Genomic DNA, 15,949 nt, shown 5'->3' with positions numbered 1-15,949 from the left:
GATCCGCCCCTCGCCCCGTTCGTTACGCTTTGAGCGGTAGCCAGATTTCCAGCACGCCGGTATTGAGCTTCGAGTTGAAATCGTCGCTGTAACGTTCGAACTCCGGGGCATCCGCTGCCTCGTGACCGGACTGCGGCAACCAGGTGCTCCAGATGTACTGAAAGGTCTGGGGCAAGGTATCCAGCGAGCCCTTGTGCTTGAACACCGCGTAATACTGGGGCTGAATCTCGACCCAACGGTATTTTTCGGGTAAGTCGTCGAGCTTGCTGATCTCGACGCCGGCGATGTATTCGAAACCGCCCTTGCCGTCTGGGTTGCAGCAAACGCCGTAGGTCACTTCGCCCATTTGCCCGGGCACATTGCCGATGTGAGGGACGAATTGATCCCATAGCTTGGGAATCTGTTTTTTGGCCGTCGCTTGGGTAAACCGTCCGCCAAGCCCCGCTATGAGCATGAAGTGCCCGTGTTCGAAGCGTGGCTCAACCTGATCATCGCGTGTTTGCTCATCCATGACTCGACTCCTGAGAACGAAAAAGGTGGGTTCGGCTGGGAGTATAGAGGCCAAACCCGATTCGCCCAGTCAGAGCCCCGGAAGCGGCCCGGCGGCGGACGCCCCGACAAACTCGTTGTACCCCGATAGAATCACGTAGACCGCGAAATAGCAGAAGATCGCCGCCGATGCCATGTAGGAATAACGCAGTAGTTTGTCACCGAGCAACTTGCCGCCATGGCTCGCCGCGAAGCACAGCGTGACGCACCAGAGAATTCCCGCACAGAGGAATCCACCAAGAAACAACGTCGAACTGAGGGTGCCCCCGCCACCGGATCGGGCAATCAGGGTGCCACCCACCGCGGCGAACCAGAGAATCGCACTGGGCGACGACATGGCGAGGAAAATCCCCCGCAAGAACTCTTTGCGATGGGAGTTGTGGCCGACTTCGGCGGTCTCGGCCAACACGGCATCGTGGTAGATCGCCGAATGAATCATCTTCGCCGCGAAATACAACAGCAACGCCGACCCGCCGATCCACAACACCCAGCGCACGGTTTCGTACTGCAGCAAGACGGTCATGCCGGCCAGTGCCAGCACCGCGTAAACCAGGTCGCCGACGCAGGTCCCCAATCCCAGGGCAAAGCCTTGGAAATAGCCGCGCTGCATCGCCAGCGTGATCATCGCGATATTGGCCACGCCGATGTCCAGGCACAGCGAAAGGCTGAGCAGGAAGCCACTGGTAAATTCCATCAACCCGTTTCCTTCGGAAAAAATTGTTTACATAGACGCTGGACAGTCTGCCACACCTGCCCTTACATTCCGCCACAGGCCACCGCAGTGGCCAGCGTCGCTCGGACGGTTCCGGGCGCTTACGTTATCCGAGGCAACAATGGCCGAACAAGGTTCGCCGCGCCGCTTTGCGCGCATAGATCGACTCCCCCCTTACGTTTTCAATATCACTGCCGAGCTGAAGATGGCCGCCCGTCGTCGTGGCGAAGACATCATCGACTTGAGCATGGGCAACCCCGACGGTGCCACACCGCCGCACATTGTCGAAAAACTGGTCACCGTCGCCCAGCGCGAAGACACCCACGGCTACTCCACGTCCAAAGGGATTCCGCGCCTGCGCCGGGCGATTTCCAATTGGTACAAGGATCGCTACCAGGTTGATATCGACCCGGAAAACGAAGCCATCGTCACCATCGGTTCCAAGGAAGGCCTGGCGCATTTGATGCTGGCCACCCTCGACCAGGGCGACACCGTGCTGGTGCCAAACCCGAGCTACCCGATTCACATCTACGGTGCGGTGATTGCCGGTGCCCAGGTGCGGTCGGTGCCACTGATCCCTGGCGTGGATTTCTTCGCCGAGCTGGAACGGGCGATTCGCGGTTCGATCCCGAAACCGAAGATGATGATCCTCGGCTTTCCGTCCAACCCCACCGCCCAGTGCGTGGAGTTGGACTTCTTCGAGCGGGTGATCGCCCTCGCCAAACAGTACGACGTTCTGGTGGTGCACGACCTGGCCTACGCCGACATCGTCTACGACGGCTGGAAAGCCCCGTCGATCATGCAAGTGCCCGGCGCCAAGGACATCGCGGTGGAGTTTTTCACCCTGTCCAAGAGCTACAACATGGCGGGCTGGCGCATCGGTTTCATGGTCGGCAACCCGGAACTGGTCAACGCCCTGGCGCGGATCAAGAGCTACCACGACTACGGCACCTTCACCCCGCTGCAGGTCGCGGCCATCGCGGCGCTGGAAGGTGATCAACAATGCGTGCGCGACATTGCCGAGCAATACCGCCAGCGCCGTAATGTGCTGGTCAAAGGTCTGCATGAACTGGGCTGGATGGTCGAAAACCCGAAAGCGTCGATGTACGTCTGGGCCAAGATTCCCGAGGCTTACGCGCACCTGGGCTCGCTGGAGTTCGCCAAGAAACTGCTGGCCGAGGCCAAGGTTTGCGTCTCGCCGGGCGTCGGGTTCGGTGAGTACGGGGATGATCATGTGCGCTTCGCGCTGATCGAAAACCAGGACCGGATTCGTCAGGCCGTGCGCGGGATTCGCGGGATGTTCCGGGCAGATGGGTTGGCCACCAAATAACCCCCTGTAGGAGTCGCGCATAAAAAAACCGCATCGCTGCGGTTTTTTTGTGCCTGATCGTTCCCACGCTCTGCGTGGGAACGATCAGGAAGCGGTGCGGCGATCCGACTTGCCCGCGAAGCTTTTAGACGAACAACGACAACAGCAGAATAAAGCCCAGGCCTACCACGGACAGGATGGTTTCCATCGCGGTCCAGGTTTTGAAGGTTTCTGCCACCGTCATATTGAAATACTGCTTCACCAGCCAGAAACCGGCGTCGTTGACGTGGGACAGGATCAACGATCCGGCACCGGTGGCCAGCACCAGCAGCTCACGGTTCACACCCGGAATCATCCCCACCACCGGCACCACGATACCGGCACCAGTGATGGTCGCCACGGTCGCCGAACCGGTGGCGATGCGAATCACCGCCGCGACCAGCCAGGCCAGCAAAATCGGCGAGATCTGTGCAGCCACCGCCATGTTGCCGATCACGTTACCCACGCCGCTGGTCACCAGCATCTGCTTGAAGCCACCACCGGCACCGATGATCAGGATGATCGCGGCGGTCGGCGCAAGACTCGCGTCCAGCCATTTGAGCATCTGTTGCGAACCGATGCCCTGCTTGTAGCCGAAGGTGTACAGCGACAGCAGCAACGCCAGCAGGAGGGCCGAGATCGGGTGACCGATCAGGTCCATGAAGGTGCGGAAGAAGTTGCCGTCCGGTAGCGCCACATCGGCAAAGGTCTTGAGCAGCATCAGGAACACGGGCGACAGCACGGTAACCAAGGTAATACCGAAGCTCGGCAGATCGGCGGAATCCTCCTTACGCGCCAGTTGGTCCACCAGTTCCTGATTCGGATGACCAGGGATGTGCTTGGCAATGAACGTACCGAAAATCGGACCAGCGATAATGGCGGTCGGCAGCGCCACGATCAGGCCGTAAAGAATGGTTTTACCGATGTCGGCACCAAACACGCCAATGGCCAGCAACGGACCCGGATGCGGAGGAACCAGACCGTGCACGGCGGACAGACCGGCCAGCAGCGGGATACCGATCTTGATGATCGACACGCCGGTACGACGGGCGACGATGAACACCAGCGGGATCAGCAGCACGAAGCCGATTTCGAAGAACAGCGGGATGCCGACCAGGAAGGCCGCGAACATCATGGCCCACTGCACCTTGTCCTTGCCGAAGGCCCGAATCAGGGTCTGGGCGATCTGATCCGCCCCGCCCGACTCGGCCATCATTTTGCCGAGCATGGTGCCCAGCGCCAGAATGATCCCGACGAAACCGAGAACGCCGCCGAAACCATCCTGGAATGCCTTGATGATGGTGCCGATCGGCATGCCGGAGGTCAGCCCGAGAAAAGCGGCGGCGATGATCAATGCAATGAACGGGTGAAACTTGAATTTGGTGATCAGGACAATCAAGCCGATCACCGTGACCACTGCATCGAGCAGCAGAAACGTCTCGTGGGACATGCCAAACATGGGGGGTGTCTCCTGTTTGTTGTTGTTATGAAAGCGGTTAATCAGAAGCCGTCAGGACAGCGCTATCTTTTGCAGCAAAACTCAACTGGCGAGTTTCAAGCCATGATCGAGCCACCAACGGTGGGCCTGAGCGGCCAACTCGTCGACGCTGTAACTTGAAGCATCCAGAGCCAGGGTCAGGGGCTCACCGACGGGCGATTCAAGGGTGGCGAACTGGCTGTCGATCAAGGTCGACGGCATGAAGTGGCCCGGTCGGTGAGACACACGATCGGCGGCGACTTCAGGGGTCAGCTCAAGGAATACGAAGCCCAGGCCCGGCAAGGCACTGCGCAAGCGTTCGCGGTAACTGTGTTTGAGGGCCGAACAGGTCAGCACCGGGCGCTCGCCCCGGGCGTCGACCCGACGCAGTTCATCGCACAGGCTGTCGAGCCAGCCAGCACGGTCTTCATCGTTCAGGGGGATACCCGCGCTCATCTTTTCGATATTGGCGCCAGGGTGGAAAGTGTCGCCTTCAATGGCGGTCGCGCCGCTGAGCTGGCACAGGGCTTGGCTGACGCACGTCTTGCCGCAACCGGCAACGCCCATGATGACCAGGGCGGTGATGGGATGATTCATGTAACACCTCAGCGCGCAGACAGCGCTACCTTTGCTACGTGATACTCTCGTGCAAAAGCAGAAATTGCCGACGCCTTCTTGTCATTTTTGTGGGTTGCAGCATGTTCGTTCTCGATGCCAAAAAGCGAGGATCAGGCAAACCCCGCTCACGCATTTGCAGCCGCCTCGAGACAGCGCTACCTTAGTGCCTTGAATTTTGTTTGGCAAGCCGTCCGATGAATACCCCTAAAAACGATAAAAATACGCGCACCACTGGCCGCCCTACCCTCAACGAAGTCGCGCGCCTGGCCGGTGTCAGCCCGATCACCGCCTCCCGCGCCCTGCGCGGGGTCAGCACGGTGGCCACCGAACTGGTGGAAAAAGTCCAGAAAGCGGCCCTCGAATTGAACTATGTGGTCAACCCCGCCGCCCGCGCCCTGGCCTCGGCCCAGAGCCATTCCGTGGTGGTTTTGGTGCCGTCGTTGTCCAACCTGCTGTTCATCGACACGCTGGAAGCCATTCATCAGGTTTTGCGACCAAAGGGCTTCGAAGTGCTGATCGGTAACTACCACTACTCGCGCGACGAAGAAGAAAACCTGCTGCGCAATTACATGGCCTATCAGCCTCGCGGCTTGCTGCTGACCGGTTTCGACCGCACCGAAAGCGCACGGCGGATGATCGAGGCCAGCAACATTCCCTGCGTGTACATGATGGAACTGGACAGCGCGGCCGGGCTCAATTGCGTCGGTTTTTCGCAACTGGCCGCCGGCGAAACGGCGGCCGAGCACTTGCTTTCCCGCGGTCGCAAACGCCTGGCCTATATCGGCGCGCAACTGGACCAGCGCACATTGCTGCGCGGCGAAGGTTTCCGCCGGGCGCTGCAAAAAGCCGGGCGCTACGACCCGGATCTGGAAGTGTTGACGCCACGGGCCTCATCGGTCGGCCTCGGTGGCGAACTGTTCCTGCAACTGCTGGCCGCGCATCCGGACCTCGATGCGATCTTCTTCGGCAACGACGACCTCGCCCAGGGCGCATTGCTCGAAGCCCTGCGTTGCGGCATCAAAATCCCCGAACAAGTGGCGATCCTCGGCTTCAACGACCTGCCCATGTCAGAACACATGGTGCCGCGCCTGAGTAGCATCAATACGCCGCGAGAAGCCATTGGCCGTCGTTCGGCCGAGTTGATGCTGACCTTGATGGCCGGCAATTCAGTGGCCAAACCGGTGCAGGACATGGGGTTTGAGTTGAAGGTGCGTGAAAGTACCTGATCCCCAGTGTCCGCGGCTACTTCGATCGGCATTGACGAATCACTTTAACCATTCGTCTGGATTCATGGCGCACCTGTTACTTCTGATAGTAGACACCCTCTGCGCCTCAATTGATGATGTTTGCGTTGGACATCTTGGAAGATTTTTTCAACTACCTATACATGGAGTTAACTATGGCAAGCACTTTTGAACTTACGCTTACATTAGATGGCGCCCCCCTAAACCCAAGTACATCGCTGCAACATTTAATGTGTACCCTAATGCTCCCCCCCTACCAACACGAGGCTTCGAAACTCAGGATAATTCACAGCGCTCAGTACACATCAGCTTTCAAGACGCACTTCCCGATGGAACTTACGCGCTCAGCGACCAATTAGCGGTGATGTCGTATAAAGAGCAAAGCAATTACCTTGAAGCAAAAAATATCGATGGCAACATTGTAATTAATGCTTTTATCGGCACATACATCGGAAGTTTCACCGCTGATTTTTCAGATAAATTTGGAAGAGTATGGAGTGGTGTCGGCGACTTCGCCATTGAAGTGATACCCAATAAGTAGTGATCAGCTTCAAGCTATCCGCAACAACCAGCCTGATATCCCTATCAGGCTGACTCTTTTTCATGCTCGGCGACATAGTCTGATAATTGTTTTCCCACCGATTGACCGATTACATGATCCGGATCTGCTCCGCAAAGATAACTGCGGCAGCGGTCCACGCGACCATTCCCATTCTCCGCGTGCTAGATTCCCGACACACCTGGAACAGCAAACGGAGAAGCTCAATGGGACATGCGCTGAAGATTTTGGGTCGGGCCTCATCAATCAACGTCAGAAAAGTCCTGTGGACCTGCGACGAACTGGGCGTTTCCTACGAACGGGAAGACTGGGGCAGCGGATTTGCCTCGACCCAGAGTCCGGAATTTCTCCAGCTCAACCCCAACGCACAGGTGCCGGTGCTCATCGATGAAGCCGGCGCACTGTGGGAGTCCAACACCATCTGCCGGTATCTGGCGGGCAAATACCAAAACACCGACCTGTTGCCCATCGAGCCGGCGGCGCGCGCTCGCGTGGAACAGTGGATGGACTGGCAGGCCACCGAACTCAATCCGTCCTGGGGCTATGCCTTTTTTGCGTTGGTGCGGCAATTGCCGAACTTCCAGGACGCGCAGCGGATCGCCGATGGCGTTCGCGGCTGGAACGCGAAAATGGGCATCCTCGAACAGCAACTCGCGGCGACCGGTGCGTATGTCGCCGGGTCTCAGTTCACCCTGGCCGATATCCTCATCGGCTTGTCGGTCAACCGCTGGCGCATGACCCCGATGGAGCGCCCGGACTACCCCGCCGTCGACGCCTATTGCCAACGACTGGCGCAGCGGCCGGGATTCATGGCACACGCCTGTAATGGCGTGCCTTGATTTCGCCTGAGCTTCCCTGACTAGCCCACCGATAGCGGATGTTCCGCGAGCATCCCCAACAGCGCCCGCACCGCCACCGTTGGTTCTTTGTCGGGCGCGACCACCAACGCAAACTCGCGATCGATACGTGGCGTCACGGGTACTACGCGCAGGCCTTGGCAATTGGCCGGCAGGGTCATTTCCGGTACCAGGGTCACGCCGATGTTTTCCCGCACCAGGGTGAACGCACTGCTCCACTCTCGCACCTCGGCGCGCACATCCAGCAGTTGCAGCCCGGCGTCGGCGGCCAGGCTGCGGGCATTGGTCGAACAACCGCCCGTGGCCAGCACGAAGGGTTGCTCCACCAATTCGGCCAACGAGATGCCCTCTTCGCTCGATCGGCGCGCCAAGGGGTGACTGCCGGGCAGAACTGCCATCCAGGCATCACGCCCCAAACGACAGCCATTGCGCGCGGGCGCCGGGTTCAACGCCACACCGACATCCACCAACCCGGCACTGAGCAACGTTTCCACCTCATCGTCGCTGACCTCCAGCGCCACCACTTGAATGCCGGGATACAGCCGATTGAACTGGCGCAACAGCGGCGGCAGGAAGGTCGTCAGCACCAAGGGAAAACTCGCCAGACGAATCGTCCCGCGTTGAATGCCTTTAGCAGCGTCGACGGTGCTTCGAATGTTTTCCAGAGCACCGAGCATCGTTCGCGCCTGTTCGATCACAGGCAAGCCAATAGCGGTTGGCAAGGTCTGACGGTTTTCCCGACTGAACAGCTGAACGCCCAGGGTTTCTTCGATCAAGGCCAGCGCCTGGCTGGCGCCGGATTGGGTCATGCCGACCCGCTCGGCAGCCCGGGTAATGTTGCCGGTATCGGCCACCGCCACCACCATTCGCCAGTGCATCAGGTTCATCATGGCAGTAGCTTTCCTAATGGCAGTTTTCTGAAAGATTAATTTTACCGAGCGCGCCGCGCACTATGACACTGGCGCAAATCCGCAACCAGAGTCCTGCCCATGAAGTTGTATTACGCCCCGCAAGCTTGCTCTTTGGCGCCGCACATTGTGCTGCGCGAACTGGAGCTGCCGTTCGAGTTGGTCCGCGTCGACAACAGCAGCAAGAAAACCGTCTCCGGCGATGACTTCCTCGCTATCAACCCCAAAGGCTACGTCGCGGCATTGCAGCTGGATAACGGTAATGTGCTGACCGAAGGCCCGGCGATCCTGCAATACCTGGCGGATCTGCATTCCGAGGCAAACCTGGCACCGGCGAACGGGACGTTCGAGCGGGTGCGTTTGCAGGAATGGCTGAATTTCGTTTCGACCGAAATTCATGGCGGGCTGGGTTGGCTGTTCAATCCGCAGTTTGCGGACGAGGTGAAAGTGCTCATCAAAGAGAAACTGTTCAAGCGCTTTGCGGTGTTGAGCCAGACGCTGGAGCGGCAGGATTACTTGATGGCCGGCGGGTTCAGTATTGCCGATGCGTATTTGTTTACGGTGTTGCGTTGGGCTCGGCTGTTTGCGATTGATCTGGATGATTGGCCCGCGTTGGCGCGCTTTCAGGCGCGGATTGATCAGCGGCCAAGCGTGAAAGCGGCGTTGGTAGCGGAGTTGGCGTAAGGCGTTGAATCGCTTCGCGGGCAAGCCTTTGCTCAGAACGGGAACCAATCCCCCTGTGCAACGGCGCCGGGATGTCTTGCAGATTGTTTGGTGATTTCGATAGACGCAAAAAACCGGAGCCCGAGGACTCGGGCTCCGTGGACGCGGGATCAGTGGCCGAACACATTCACTTTCTTGGCTTTCTTGTCCGCGCGTTTTTCAATTGCGGTTTTCGCCGGTTTTTTCTTCGCGGCTTTCTTTGATTCCATACCTTTGGACATGATGCGTACTCCACTCACAGGGGATGTGAGATCAGGTATACACCTATCCCGGCGCGCGTGTTCTTTTATAATCTGCGTCCTGCCCACCGACTGTCCGAGCCCATGCCCAACACCCAATACACCTTGCTCGACGCGCCATTGTGGCCGTTGATGAACAAGTTCTACCGCGCCCACCAATCGTCGATGAAAGCGGTCCGCGACGCTCAATTGTGGGTCGCAAGACGTGAAGAGATCATCGCGGCGTTATGTTTGCGGCCGGTGGCCGGCGGGCATTGGCTGACCGGACTGTTCGTCGATCCGGGCTGTCGTGGGCAGGGGATTGCCGCCAGGTTGATCGCCGCAGCGGTAAAGGATGTGCAAGCTCCGGTCTGGTTGTTCTGCCATCCGGATTTGCGCGGCTTTTATGAGCGTCAGGGATTTTCGTTCGACCCGCCCCTGCCCTACGCCATGGCCGAACGGTTGAGCCGTTATGCGCGCAGCAAGCCGATGATTGCGATGGGAAAATAAACAGCGATCTTTTAGTCATCCGCCGCAGGATCGAGATCCGGAAACATCACCTCGGTAAACCCGAACTTGCTGAAATCGGTGATGCGCGACGGGTATAGCCGGCCGATCAGGTGATCGCATTCATGCTGCACCACTCGCGCATGAAATCCCGACGCCATGCGCACGATCGGCTCGCCCTTGGGATCGAAACCTTCGTAGCGAATCTGCTGATAGCGATCCACCGCACCGCGCAGGCCCGGTACCGACAGGCAGCCTTCGAACCCCTCTTCCATCAGCGGGCTCAATGGCGTGATCAGCGGGTTGATCAGAATCGTCTGCGGCACCGCTTCGGCGTCCGGATAGCGCTCACTGTGTTCGAAACCAAAGATTACCAGTTGCAGGTCGACACCGATCTGCGGCGCGGCCAGGCCGACCCCGCCGACGCTTTCCATGGTCTGGAACATGTCGTCGATCAGTTGCCACAACTCGGGGCTGTCGAACATTTCTGCCGGCACCGCAGGGGCAATACGCAGCAGGCGCTCATCGCCCATTTTCAGAATTTCACGGATCATTTTATGGCTTCGTCAGTGGTCGGCTTGATTGAGTGATCTCGTCCCAGTCCCGAAACATGCTGTTTGGGTTCTTCGTGCACCGTTTCGCCAGGTTGCTTGCCTTCGGACGACATGTGCTCGATCACCGCGTTCATTTCCGCACCGAGCAACAGCACCGCAGCGGAAATATAGAAGTACAGCAATAACACGATGATCGCGCCGATACTGCCATACATGGCGTTGTAGTTGGCGAAGGCTTTGACGTAAAGACCAAAGCCCAGCGAGGCGATGATCCAGACCACCACGGACAACACCGCCCCCGGGGTGATGAAGCGAAACTCCTGTTTGACGTCGGGCATGACGTAGTAAATCAGCGCCACCGCCATCATCAACAGAATCACGATCACCGGCCAACGCACGATAGTCCAGACGGTCACGATGAAATCTTCGAGGCCGACTTGCGAGGCGATCCAGCCCATCACCTGCGGCCCGAGCACCATCAGCGCGGCGGCAATCAGCAACATGCCGGCGATACCGACAGTGTAGAAAATCGACAGCGGAAAACGCTTCCAGACCGGGCGGCGTTCGACCACGTCGTACGCGGCGTTCATGGCGCTCATCATCAGCCGCACACCGGCGGACGCGGTCCACAGGGCGATCACGATACCCACCGACAACAACCCCCCTTTGGATTGCTGGAGCTGGTCGATCACCGGGTTCACCTGCTCCAGCGCCTGGGGTGGCAGGACCAGTTCCGATTGCAGGCGCAGCCAGGAGAAGAAGTCCGGCAAGTGCAGGAAGCCGATCAGGGCGATCAGGAACAGGATGAAAGGGAACAGCGAGAACAGCATCTGATAGGCCAGCGCCGAGGCATAGGTCGACATCTCGTCGGCGACGAACTCGGTGATCGTGCGCATCATCACGCGATGCAGGGGCAGACCTTTCATGGTCGGGAAAAACATTAGCGTCTCCTTTCGCCGCAAAAAGGTTGAAGTCATGGCGACTCAGGGGGCCGTTTTCTACAACAAAGTAGCCTACTTGGCGACCTTGAAACAATTTCGTCGTTCGACCGTTGCGACATTTCATCGTTCTACGCAGATCAGGCTTTATGTTTGCAGGCTTTGCCCCGAGAATGCGCAACGTATTCAGGCCATGGCGCTGAAGATCCAACCCCGTAGGAACGTTATGAAAATCGATAAAAAACAGGCCATTGCCCGCAGAAACCAGGAACTGGGCGGTGCTGTGCTTGGCGTCAACAACTGCCATTTCGCCGAATTGAACCGCAACCGCAACATTTTCTGGTTCGATATTCCGGTCGCGCGCCTGGCCATTGGTCAGTACGAGTGGATTCACTTGCTGATGCACACTCCAGATACCGACGAATTGCTGCACCTGAAAGTGCCGACGGTGTTCCTGCGCGAGAAACTCGAAGGCCTGGTGGTGCGCAACCAGGGCAAACGCAAAGCCGCATTGAGCCTGGAACTGAGCGCCGACAAGGACTCGTACCTGCAAGACATGCGCCCGGCGGGCACCAACGTCAATTTCGCGCAGTTCCGCCAGTAACACCTTCGATCGTTCCCACGCTCCGCGTGGGAACGATCAATCATACTGCTTTAAACAAGAAGCCCCGCATCTGCGGGGCTTTTGTTTGATCAGGCGCTGACTTTCTTCACACCCAGCTTCTTCAGCTCTTCGTCGCGCAACTCGCGGCGCAGGATCTTGCCGACGTTGGTGGTTGGCAGCGCATCGCGGAATTCCACGGCTTTGGGCACCTTGTAGCCGGTGACGTTGGCGCGCATGTGCTCCATCACCTGTTCCTTGGTCAAGGTCACGCCCGGTTTGGCAACGATGAAGATCTTGATCGCCTCCCCCGACTTCTCGTCCGGCACGCCGATGGCCGCGCATTGCAGCACGCCCGGCAGGGTCGCCAGCACGTCTTCCAGTTCGTTGGGGTACACGTTGAAACCGGAGACCAGGATCATGTCTTTCTTGCGATCGACAATGCGCATATAGCCATCGGGCTGGATCAGCGCGATATCACCGGTCTTCAACCAGCCTTCGCTGTCGAGTATTTCATCGGTAGCGTCCTGGCGCTGCCAGTAGCCTTTCATGACTTGCGGACCTTTCACACACAGTTCACCGATGCCCCCCAACGGCTGTTCCACGCCGGCATCGTCGATGACTTTGCACAGGGTCGACGGCACCGGAATACCGATGGTGCCGATCTGGATGTTCTGGTTCGGGTTCACCGTGGCCACCGGGCTGGTTTCAGTCATGCCGTAACCTTCGCAGATCGGGCAACCGGTGACCGCTTTCCAGCGCTCGGCCGCGGCCAGTTGCAAGGCCATGCCGCCGGACAGGGTGATTTTCAGGTGCGAGAAGTCCAGCTTGCGGAACGCTTCGTTGTTGCACAACGCGACGAACAGCGTGTTCAGACCAACAAAACCGCTGAACTTCCACTTCGACAGTTCCTTGACCATCGCCGGCAGGTCGCGCGGGTTACTGATCAGGATGTTGTGGTTGCCGATCAGCATCATCGCCATGCAATGAAAGGTGAAGGCATAGATGTGGTACAGCGGCAGCGGGGTGATCAGGATCTCGCAACCTTCATTGAGGTTGGAGCCCATCAGCGCCTTGCACTGCAGCATGTTCGCCACCAGATTGCGGTGGGTCAGCATCGCGCCCTTGGCCACGCCGGTGGTGCCGCCGGTGTATTGCAACACGGCAACATCACTGCTGGCCGGGTTGGCTTCGGCCACTGGCTGGCCGTGGCCCTTGCGCAGCACCTCATTGAATTTGATGGCCTTGGGCAAGTGATACGCCGGAACCATCTTCTTCACATACTTGATGACGCTGTTGATCAGCAGACGCTTGAGCGGCGGCAGCAGGTCGGCCACTTCAGTGACGATCACATGCTTGACGCCGGTCTTCGGCACCACGATCTCGGCCAGATGCGCCATGTTGGCCAGGCAGACCAGGGCCTTGGCGCCGGAGTCGTTGAATTGGTGTTCCATTTCCCGCGCGGTGTACAGCGGGTTGGTGTTGACCACGATCAGCCCGGCGCGGATGGCACCGAAGACGGCAACCGGATACTGCAACACATTGGGCAGTTGCACGGCGATTCGATCGCCCGGTTGCAAATCGGTATGCTGTTGCAGGTAAGCGGCAAAGGCACCGGACAATTCGTACAACTCACCGTAGGTGATTGTCTTGCCCAGGTTGCTGAATGCCGGTTTGTCAGCGAAGCGTTGGCAGGATTGCTTCAACACTGCCTGAATATTCGGATACTCGTCTGGATTGATCTCGGCAGCAATTCCAGCTGGGTACTTATCCTTCCAAAAGTCTTCGATCATGGAAGCCCACTCCTCAGCAACGCGAATTCTTCACCGCATTTGATGCGATTATTATTGGTGTGTGTTTTGGTGAGTCTGGCTTTTAACATAGGCCGAGAAGTCACAAAGCGCGCCGAGAGTAGCAGCTTTGCCAAGGGCCGACTAGAGCCTAAATCAGCCTCTACAGTCACATTAATGACTCAAGACCATCAAGCGGTCATTTTAGAGCAAAAAACCTATACCGACCCTGAGAGCCTCTGAAATCGGGGCTTACAGCCNACATCGTTCTGCGTGAGTCGTTGCCGATGACACCGGTGGGCAAGATTCTTCGGCGGGAGTTGCGAGAGATCGCCTGATCGTTGAATGGCCGCGCATCGCGCGCTTCGCGGGCAAGCCTCGCTCCTACAGGGTTCGCGTCGTTCACTGCTATGTGAACAACACTGGACCTGTAGGAGCGAGGCTTGCCCGCGAACCGCGCGATGCGCGGCCATTCAACGATCAGGCGATCTCTCGCAACTCCCGCCGAAGAATCTTGCCCACCGGTGTCATCGGCAACGACTCACGCAGAACGATGTGCTTGGGTACTTTGTACGCCGTGAAGTTTTCCTTGCAGTAGGCCTTCAGCTCTTCAAGGCTGACCCCCGACTCACGGGCCACCACAAACAATTTCACCGCCTCCCCCGAACGCTCGTCTGGCACGCCGATCACCGCGCAGTTGGCGACTTTTGGGTGGGCCATCACCACGTCTTCGATCTCGTTTGGGTATACGTTGAAGCCCGAGACGATGATCATGTCCTTCTTGCGATCGACGATGCGCACGAAACCGTCCGGGTCGATCACCCCGATGTCGCCCGACTTGAACCAGCCGTCGGCATCCAGCACCTCAGCGGTGGCTTCAGGTTTTTGCCAGTAGCCCTTCATGATCTGCGGGCCTTTGATGCACAGTTCGCCGCGCTCGCCCAACGGCTGCTCGACGCCTTCATCATTGATCACTTTCAGGGCCGTACCCGGCACCGGCAGGCCGACCGTGCCGATGCGCGACTTATCGCCATAAGGGTTGGTGCAGGCCACCGGCGAGGTTTCGGTCAGGCCGTAACCTTCGGTGATCCGGCAACCGGTGAGCTGTTCCCAGCGTTCGGCGGTGGCCTTGACCAACGCGGTGCCGCCGGAGTTGGTGAGTTTGAGGCTGGAGCAATCCAGGGTCTTGAAGTCGGGATGGTCCATCAGCGCGACGAACAGCGTGTTGAGCCCCAGAAGCAACGAGAACCGCCAGTTCTTCAATTCCTTGATGAAGGCGCCAATGTCCCGTGGATTGGTGATCAGCACATTGTGGTTGCCGGTCACCATCATGCACATGCAGTTCGCCGTGAAGGCATAGATGTGGTACAGCGGCAGCGGCGCGATCATCACTTCCTGGCCTTCGCGCAGCAGCGGCTGACCGTCGGCACCCAGCTGACTGAGGCACGCCCGGGCCTGCTGCATGTTCGCCACCAGATTGCCGTGGGTCAGCATCGCGCCCTTGGCCAGCCCGGTGGTGCCGCCGGTGTATTGCAACACGGCGATGTCGTCGAGGCCGACGTTCAGCGGTTTGATGCCCAGGCCCCGGCCCAGACGCAACGCGCTTTTGAAGGAAATGGCCTGCGGCAACGAATAGGCCGGGACCATTTTCTTGACCTTGGCGACCACGGTATTGATCAGCCAGCCCTTGGCGGCGGGCATCAGGTCGCCCATCTTCGCTTCGATCAGGTACTGGATGTCGGTGTCGGGCAGTACTTCCTGGACCTTCTGTCCGAACACGTTCAGGTAGACCAGCGCCCGGGCACCGGAGTCCTTGAACTGATGGCGCATCTCCCGCGCGGTGTACAGCGGGTTGGTGTTGACCACGATCAGCCCGGCGCGCAAGGCGCCGAATACGGCAATCGGGTAATGCAGGACGTTGGGCATCTGCACCGCGATGCGATCCCCCGGCACCAGGTCGGTGTGGGCTTGCAGGTAACCGGCGAACGCGGCGCTGTAACGCTCCAGTTCGGCGTAGGTCAGGGTCACGCCCATGTTGCTGAATGCCGGGCGGTCAGCAAATTTCTTGCAGGAGCGCTCGAACACCTCGATCACCGACTTATAGGCCCCCAGGTCAATATCCAGGGGCACGCCGGCCGGGCGTTTGTCATTCCAGAAATCAGGTTGCATTGTTCTTGTCCTCATTACCTGAATCTATCCGGGGCCGCTTTTCTGTCACCTCTGAAAAGCGGTGCTTCCCGGACACTAGCAGCTATGGTGAATCAGGCAAATATGCGCACTGTCGTCATTGATCCCGTGAATCTCGCTGCCCCGGCATGGCCTGATCAGTCGGCGCGCGCGGGATGC

At 58.7% G+C, this 15,949-nt stretch carries 16 protein-coding genes and 1 pseudogene; 8 read left to right on the top strand and 9 right to left on the bottom strand.

What is annotated here, in order from left to right:
• Positions 1-22: 22 nt before the first annotated feature.
• Both HCU66_RS20065 and HCU66_RS20060 read right to left on the bottom strand, forming a co-directional pair.
• Positions 23-511 (bottom strand): GyrI-like domain-containing protein, encoded by a 489-nt coding sequence (locus tag HCU66_RS20065; protein ID WP_205890165.1) that lies wholly within the window; start codon positions 509-511, stop codon positions 23-25.
• Positions 512-580: 69 nt separating this feature from the next.
• Positions 581-1,243: a LysE family translocator gene (locus tag HCU66_RS20060; protein WP_205890164.1), complete on the bottom strand. Its 663-nt coding sequence runs from the start codon at positions 1,241-1,243 to the stop codon at positions 581-583.
• A gap of 139 nt (positions 1,244-1,382) precedes the next feature.
• On the opposite strand from HCU66_RS20060, the gene alaC reads away from it, so the two are divergent.
• A complete protein-coding gene (gene alaC / locus HCU66_RS20055) occupies positions 1,383-2,591 on the top strand; it encodes an alanine transaminase (protein ID WP_205890163.1) in 1,209 nt (402 codons plus the stop codon).
• A 124-nt stretch (positions 2,592-2,715) separates the two neighbouring features.
• Here alaC and HCU66_RS20050 read toward each other — a convergent pair whose 3' ends face one another.
• Positions 2,716-4,068: a GntP family permease gene (locus HCU66_RS20050; RefSeq protein ID WP_205890162.1), complete on the bottom strand. Its 1,353-nt coding sequence runs from the start codon at positions 4,066-4,068 to the stop codon at positions 2,716-2,718.
• Between the two features lie 81 nt (positions 4,069-4,149).
• The gene (locus HCU66_RS20045) at positions 4,150-4,683 is read right to left on the bottom strand and encodes a gluconokinase (protein ID WP_205890161.1); all 534 of its coding nucleotides are present in this window, start codon (positions 4,681-4,683) and stop codon (positions 4,150-4,152) included.
• A 215-nt stretch (positions 4,684-4,898) separates the two neighbouring features.
• On the opposite strand from HCU66_RS20045, the gene gntR reads away from it, so the two are divergent.
• The 3 genes from gntR (at position 4,899) to HCU66_RS20030 (ending at position 7,346) form a co-directional block, all read left to right on the top strand.
• On the top strand, positions 4,899-5,930 hold the full coding sequence (gene gntR, locus HCU66_RS20040; RefSeq protein WP_205890160.1) for an HTH-type transcriptional regulator GntR: 1,032 nt from the start codon (positions 4,899-4,901) through the stop codon (positions 5,928-5,930).
• Positions 5,931-6,180: 250 nt separating this feature from the next.
• Positions 6,181-6,489: a hypothetical protein gene (locus HCU66_RS20035; protein WP_205890159.1), complete on the top strand. Its 309-nt coding sequence runs from the start codon at positions 6,181-6,183 to the stop codon at positions 6,487-6,489.
• 224 nt (positions 6,490-6,713) lie between these two features.
• The gene (locus HCU66_RS20030; protein WP_205890157.1) at positions 6,714-7,346 is read left to right on the top strand and encodes a glutathione S-transferase family protein; all 633 of its coding nucleotides are present in this window, start codon (positions 6,714-6,716) and stop codon (positions 7,344-7,346) included.
• 20 nt (positions 7,347-7,366) lie between these two features.
• Here the strand turns inward: HCU66_RS20030 and HCU66_RS20025 are convergent, their stop codons facing one another.
• Positions 7,367-8,254: a LysR family transcriptional regulator gene (locus HCU66_RS20025; protein ID WP_205890155.1), complete on the bottom strand. Its 888-nt coding sequence runs from the start codon at positions 8,252-8,254 to the stop codon at positions 7,367-7,369.
• Positions 8,255-8,353: 99 nt separating this feature from the next.
• Between HCU66_RS20025 and gstA the strand changes: the two genes are divergently transcribed.
• Positions 8,354-8,956, top strand: a complete 603-nt coding sequence (gene gstA, locus HCU66_RS20020) for a glutathione transferase GstA (protein ID WP_205890153.1) — start codon at positions 8,354-8,356, stop codon at positions 8,954-8,956.
• 362 nt (positions 8,957-9,318) lie between these two features.
• Complete coding sequence (locus HCU66_RS20015) at positions 9,319-9,723, top strand: GNAT family N-acetyltransferase (RefSeq protein WP_205890152.1); 405 nt, start codon at positions 9,319-9,321, stop codon at positions 9,721-9,723.
• Positions 9,724-9,734: 11 nt separating this feature from the next.
• Here HCU66_RS20015 and def read toward each other — a convergent pair whose 3' ends face one another.
• Both def and HCU66_RS20005 read right to left on the bottom strand, forming a co-directional pair.
• Entirely contained in the window at positions 9,735-10,274 is a 540-nt protein-coding gene (def, locus tag HCU66_RS20010; RefSeq protein WP_205890150.1) for a peptide deformylase, read from the bottom strand.
• Entirely contained in the window at positions 10,271-11,215 is a 945-nt protein-coding gene (locus HCU66_RS20005; RefSeq protein ID WP_205890148.1) for a YihY/virulence factor BrkB family protein, read from the bottom strand. The genes def and HCU66_RS20005 overlap by 4 nt, the downstream gene beginning before the upstream one ends.
• Positions 11,216-11,438: 223 nt before the next feature.
• Between HCU66_RS20005 and HCU66_RS20000 the strand changes: the two genes are divergently transcribed.
• Positions 11,439-11,816, top strand: a complete 378-nt coding sequence (locus HCU66_RS20000; RefSeq protein WP_205890146.1) for a hypothetical protein — start codon at positions 11,439-11,441, stop codon at positions 11,814-11,816.
• Positions 11,817-11,905: 89 nt separating this feature from the next.
• On the opposite strand, the gene fadD1 is transcribed toward HCU66_RS20000, so the two are convergent.
• Positions 11,906-13,606, bottom strand: a complete 1,701-nt coding sequence (gene fadD1 / locus HCU66_RS19995) for a long-chain-fatty-acid--CoA ligase FadD1 (RefSeq protein ID WP_205890144.1) — start codon at positions 13,604-13,606, stop codon at positions 11,906-11,908.
• A gap of 260 nt (positions 13,607-13,866) precedes the next feature.
• On the opposite strand from fadD1, the pseudogene HCU66_RS27570 reads away from it, so the two are divergent.
• Positions 13,867-13,941 (top strand): annotated as a pseudogene (locus HCU66_RS27570) (hypothetical protein); the annotation flags it as partial.
• A gap of 142 nt (positions 13,942-14,083) precedes the next feature.
• On the opposite strand, the gene fadD2 reads toward HCU66_RS27570, so the two are convergent.
• Positions 14,084-15,772: a long-chain-fatty-acid--CoA ligase FadD2 gene (gene fadD2 / locus HCU66_RS19990; protein ID WP_205890142.1), complete on the bottom strand. Its 1,689-nt coding sequence runs from the start codon at positions 15,770-15,772 to the stop codon at positions 14,084-14,086.
• Between the last annotated feature and the right edge of the window lie 177 nt (positions 15,773-15,949).

The sequence above is a fragment of the Pseudomonas frederiksbergensis genome, from assembly GCF_017114915.1.
In the GTDB taxonomy this organism is placed as follows: Bacteria; Pseudomonadota; Gammaproteobacteria; order Pseudomonadales; family Pseudomonadaceae; genus Aquipseudomonas; species Aquipseudomonas frederiksbergensis_I.
This window is presented reverse-complemented; position numbering and strand designations above follow the sequence as displayed.

Coding starts and splice junctions, on each gene's coding strand:
- HCU66_RS20045 (WP_205890161.1), bottom strand. CDS start 4,683: ATGAATCATCCCATCACCGCCCTGGTCATCATGGGCGTTGCCGGTTGC.
- HCU66_RS20065 (WP_205890165.1), bottom strand. CDS start 511: ATGGATGAGCAAACACGCGATGATCAGGTTGAGCCACGCTTCGAACAC.
- alaC (WP_205890163.1), top strand. CDS start 1,383: ATGGCCGAACAAGGTTCGCCGCGCCGCTTTGCGCGCATAGATCGACTC.
- HCU66_RS20050 (WP_205890162.1), bottom strand. CDS start 4,068: ATGTTTGGCATGTCCCACGAGACGTTTCTGCTGCTCGATGCAGTGGTC.
- gstA (WP_205890153.1), top strand. CDS start 8,354: ATGAAGTTGTATTACGCCCCGCAAGCTTGCTCTTTGGCGCCGCACATT.
- HCU66_RS20005 (WP_205890148.1), bottom strand. CDS start 11,215: ATGTTTTTCCCGACCATGAAAGGTCTGCCCCTGCATCGCGTGATGATG.
- HCU66_RS20000 (WP_205890146.1), top strand. CDS start 11,439: ATGAAAATCGATAAAAAACAGGCCATTGCCCGCAGAAACCAGGAACTG.
- HCU66_RS20030 (WP_205890157.1), top strand. CDS start 6,714: ATGGGACATGCGCTGAAGATTTTGGGTCGGGCCTCATCAATCAACGTC.
- fadD1 (WP_205890144.1), bottom strand. CDS start 13,606: ATGATCGAAGACTTTTGGAAGGATAAGTACCCAGCTGGAATTGCTGCC.
- HCU66_RS20015 (WP_205890152.1), top strand. CDS start 9,319: ATGCCCAACACCCAATACACCTTGCTCGACGCGCCATTGTGGCCGTTG.
- fadD2 (WP_205890142.1), bottom strand. CDS start 15,772: ATGCAACCTGATTTCTGGAATGACAAACGCCCGGCCGGCGTGCCCCTG.
- HCU66_RS20060 (WP_205890164.1), bottom strand. CDS start 1,243: ATGGAATTTACCAGTGGCTTCCTGCTCAGCCTTTCGCTGTGCCTGGAC.
- gntR (WP_205890160.1), top strand. CDS start 4,899: ATGAATACCCCTAAAAACGATAAAAATACGCGCACCACTGGCCGCCCT.
- HCU66_RS20025 (WP_205890155.1), bottom strand. CDS start 8,254: ATGATGAACCTGATGCACTGGCGAATGGTGGTGGCGGTGGCCGATACC.
- def (WP_205890150.1), bottom strand. CDS start 10,274: ATGATCCGTGAAATTCTGAAAATGGGCGATGAGCGCCTGCTGCGTATT.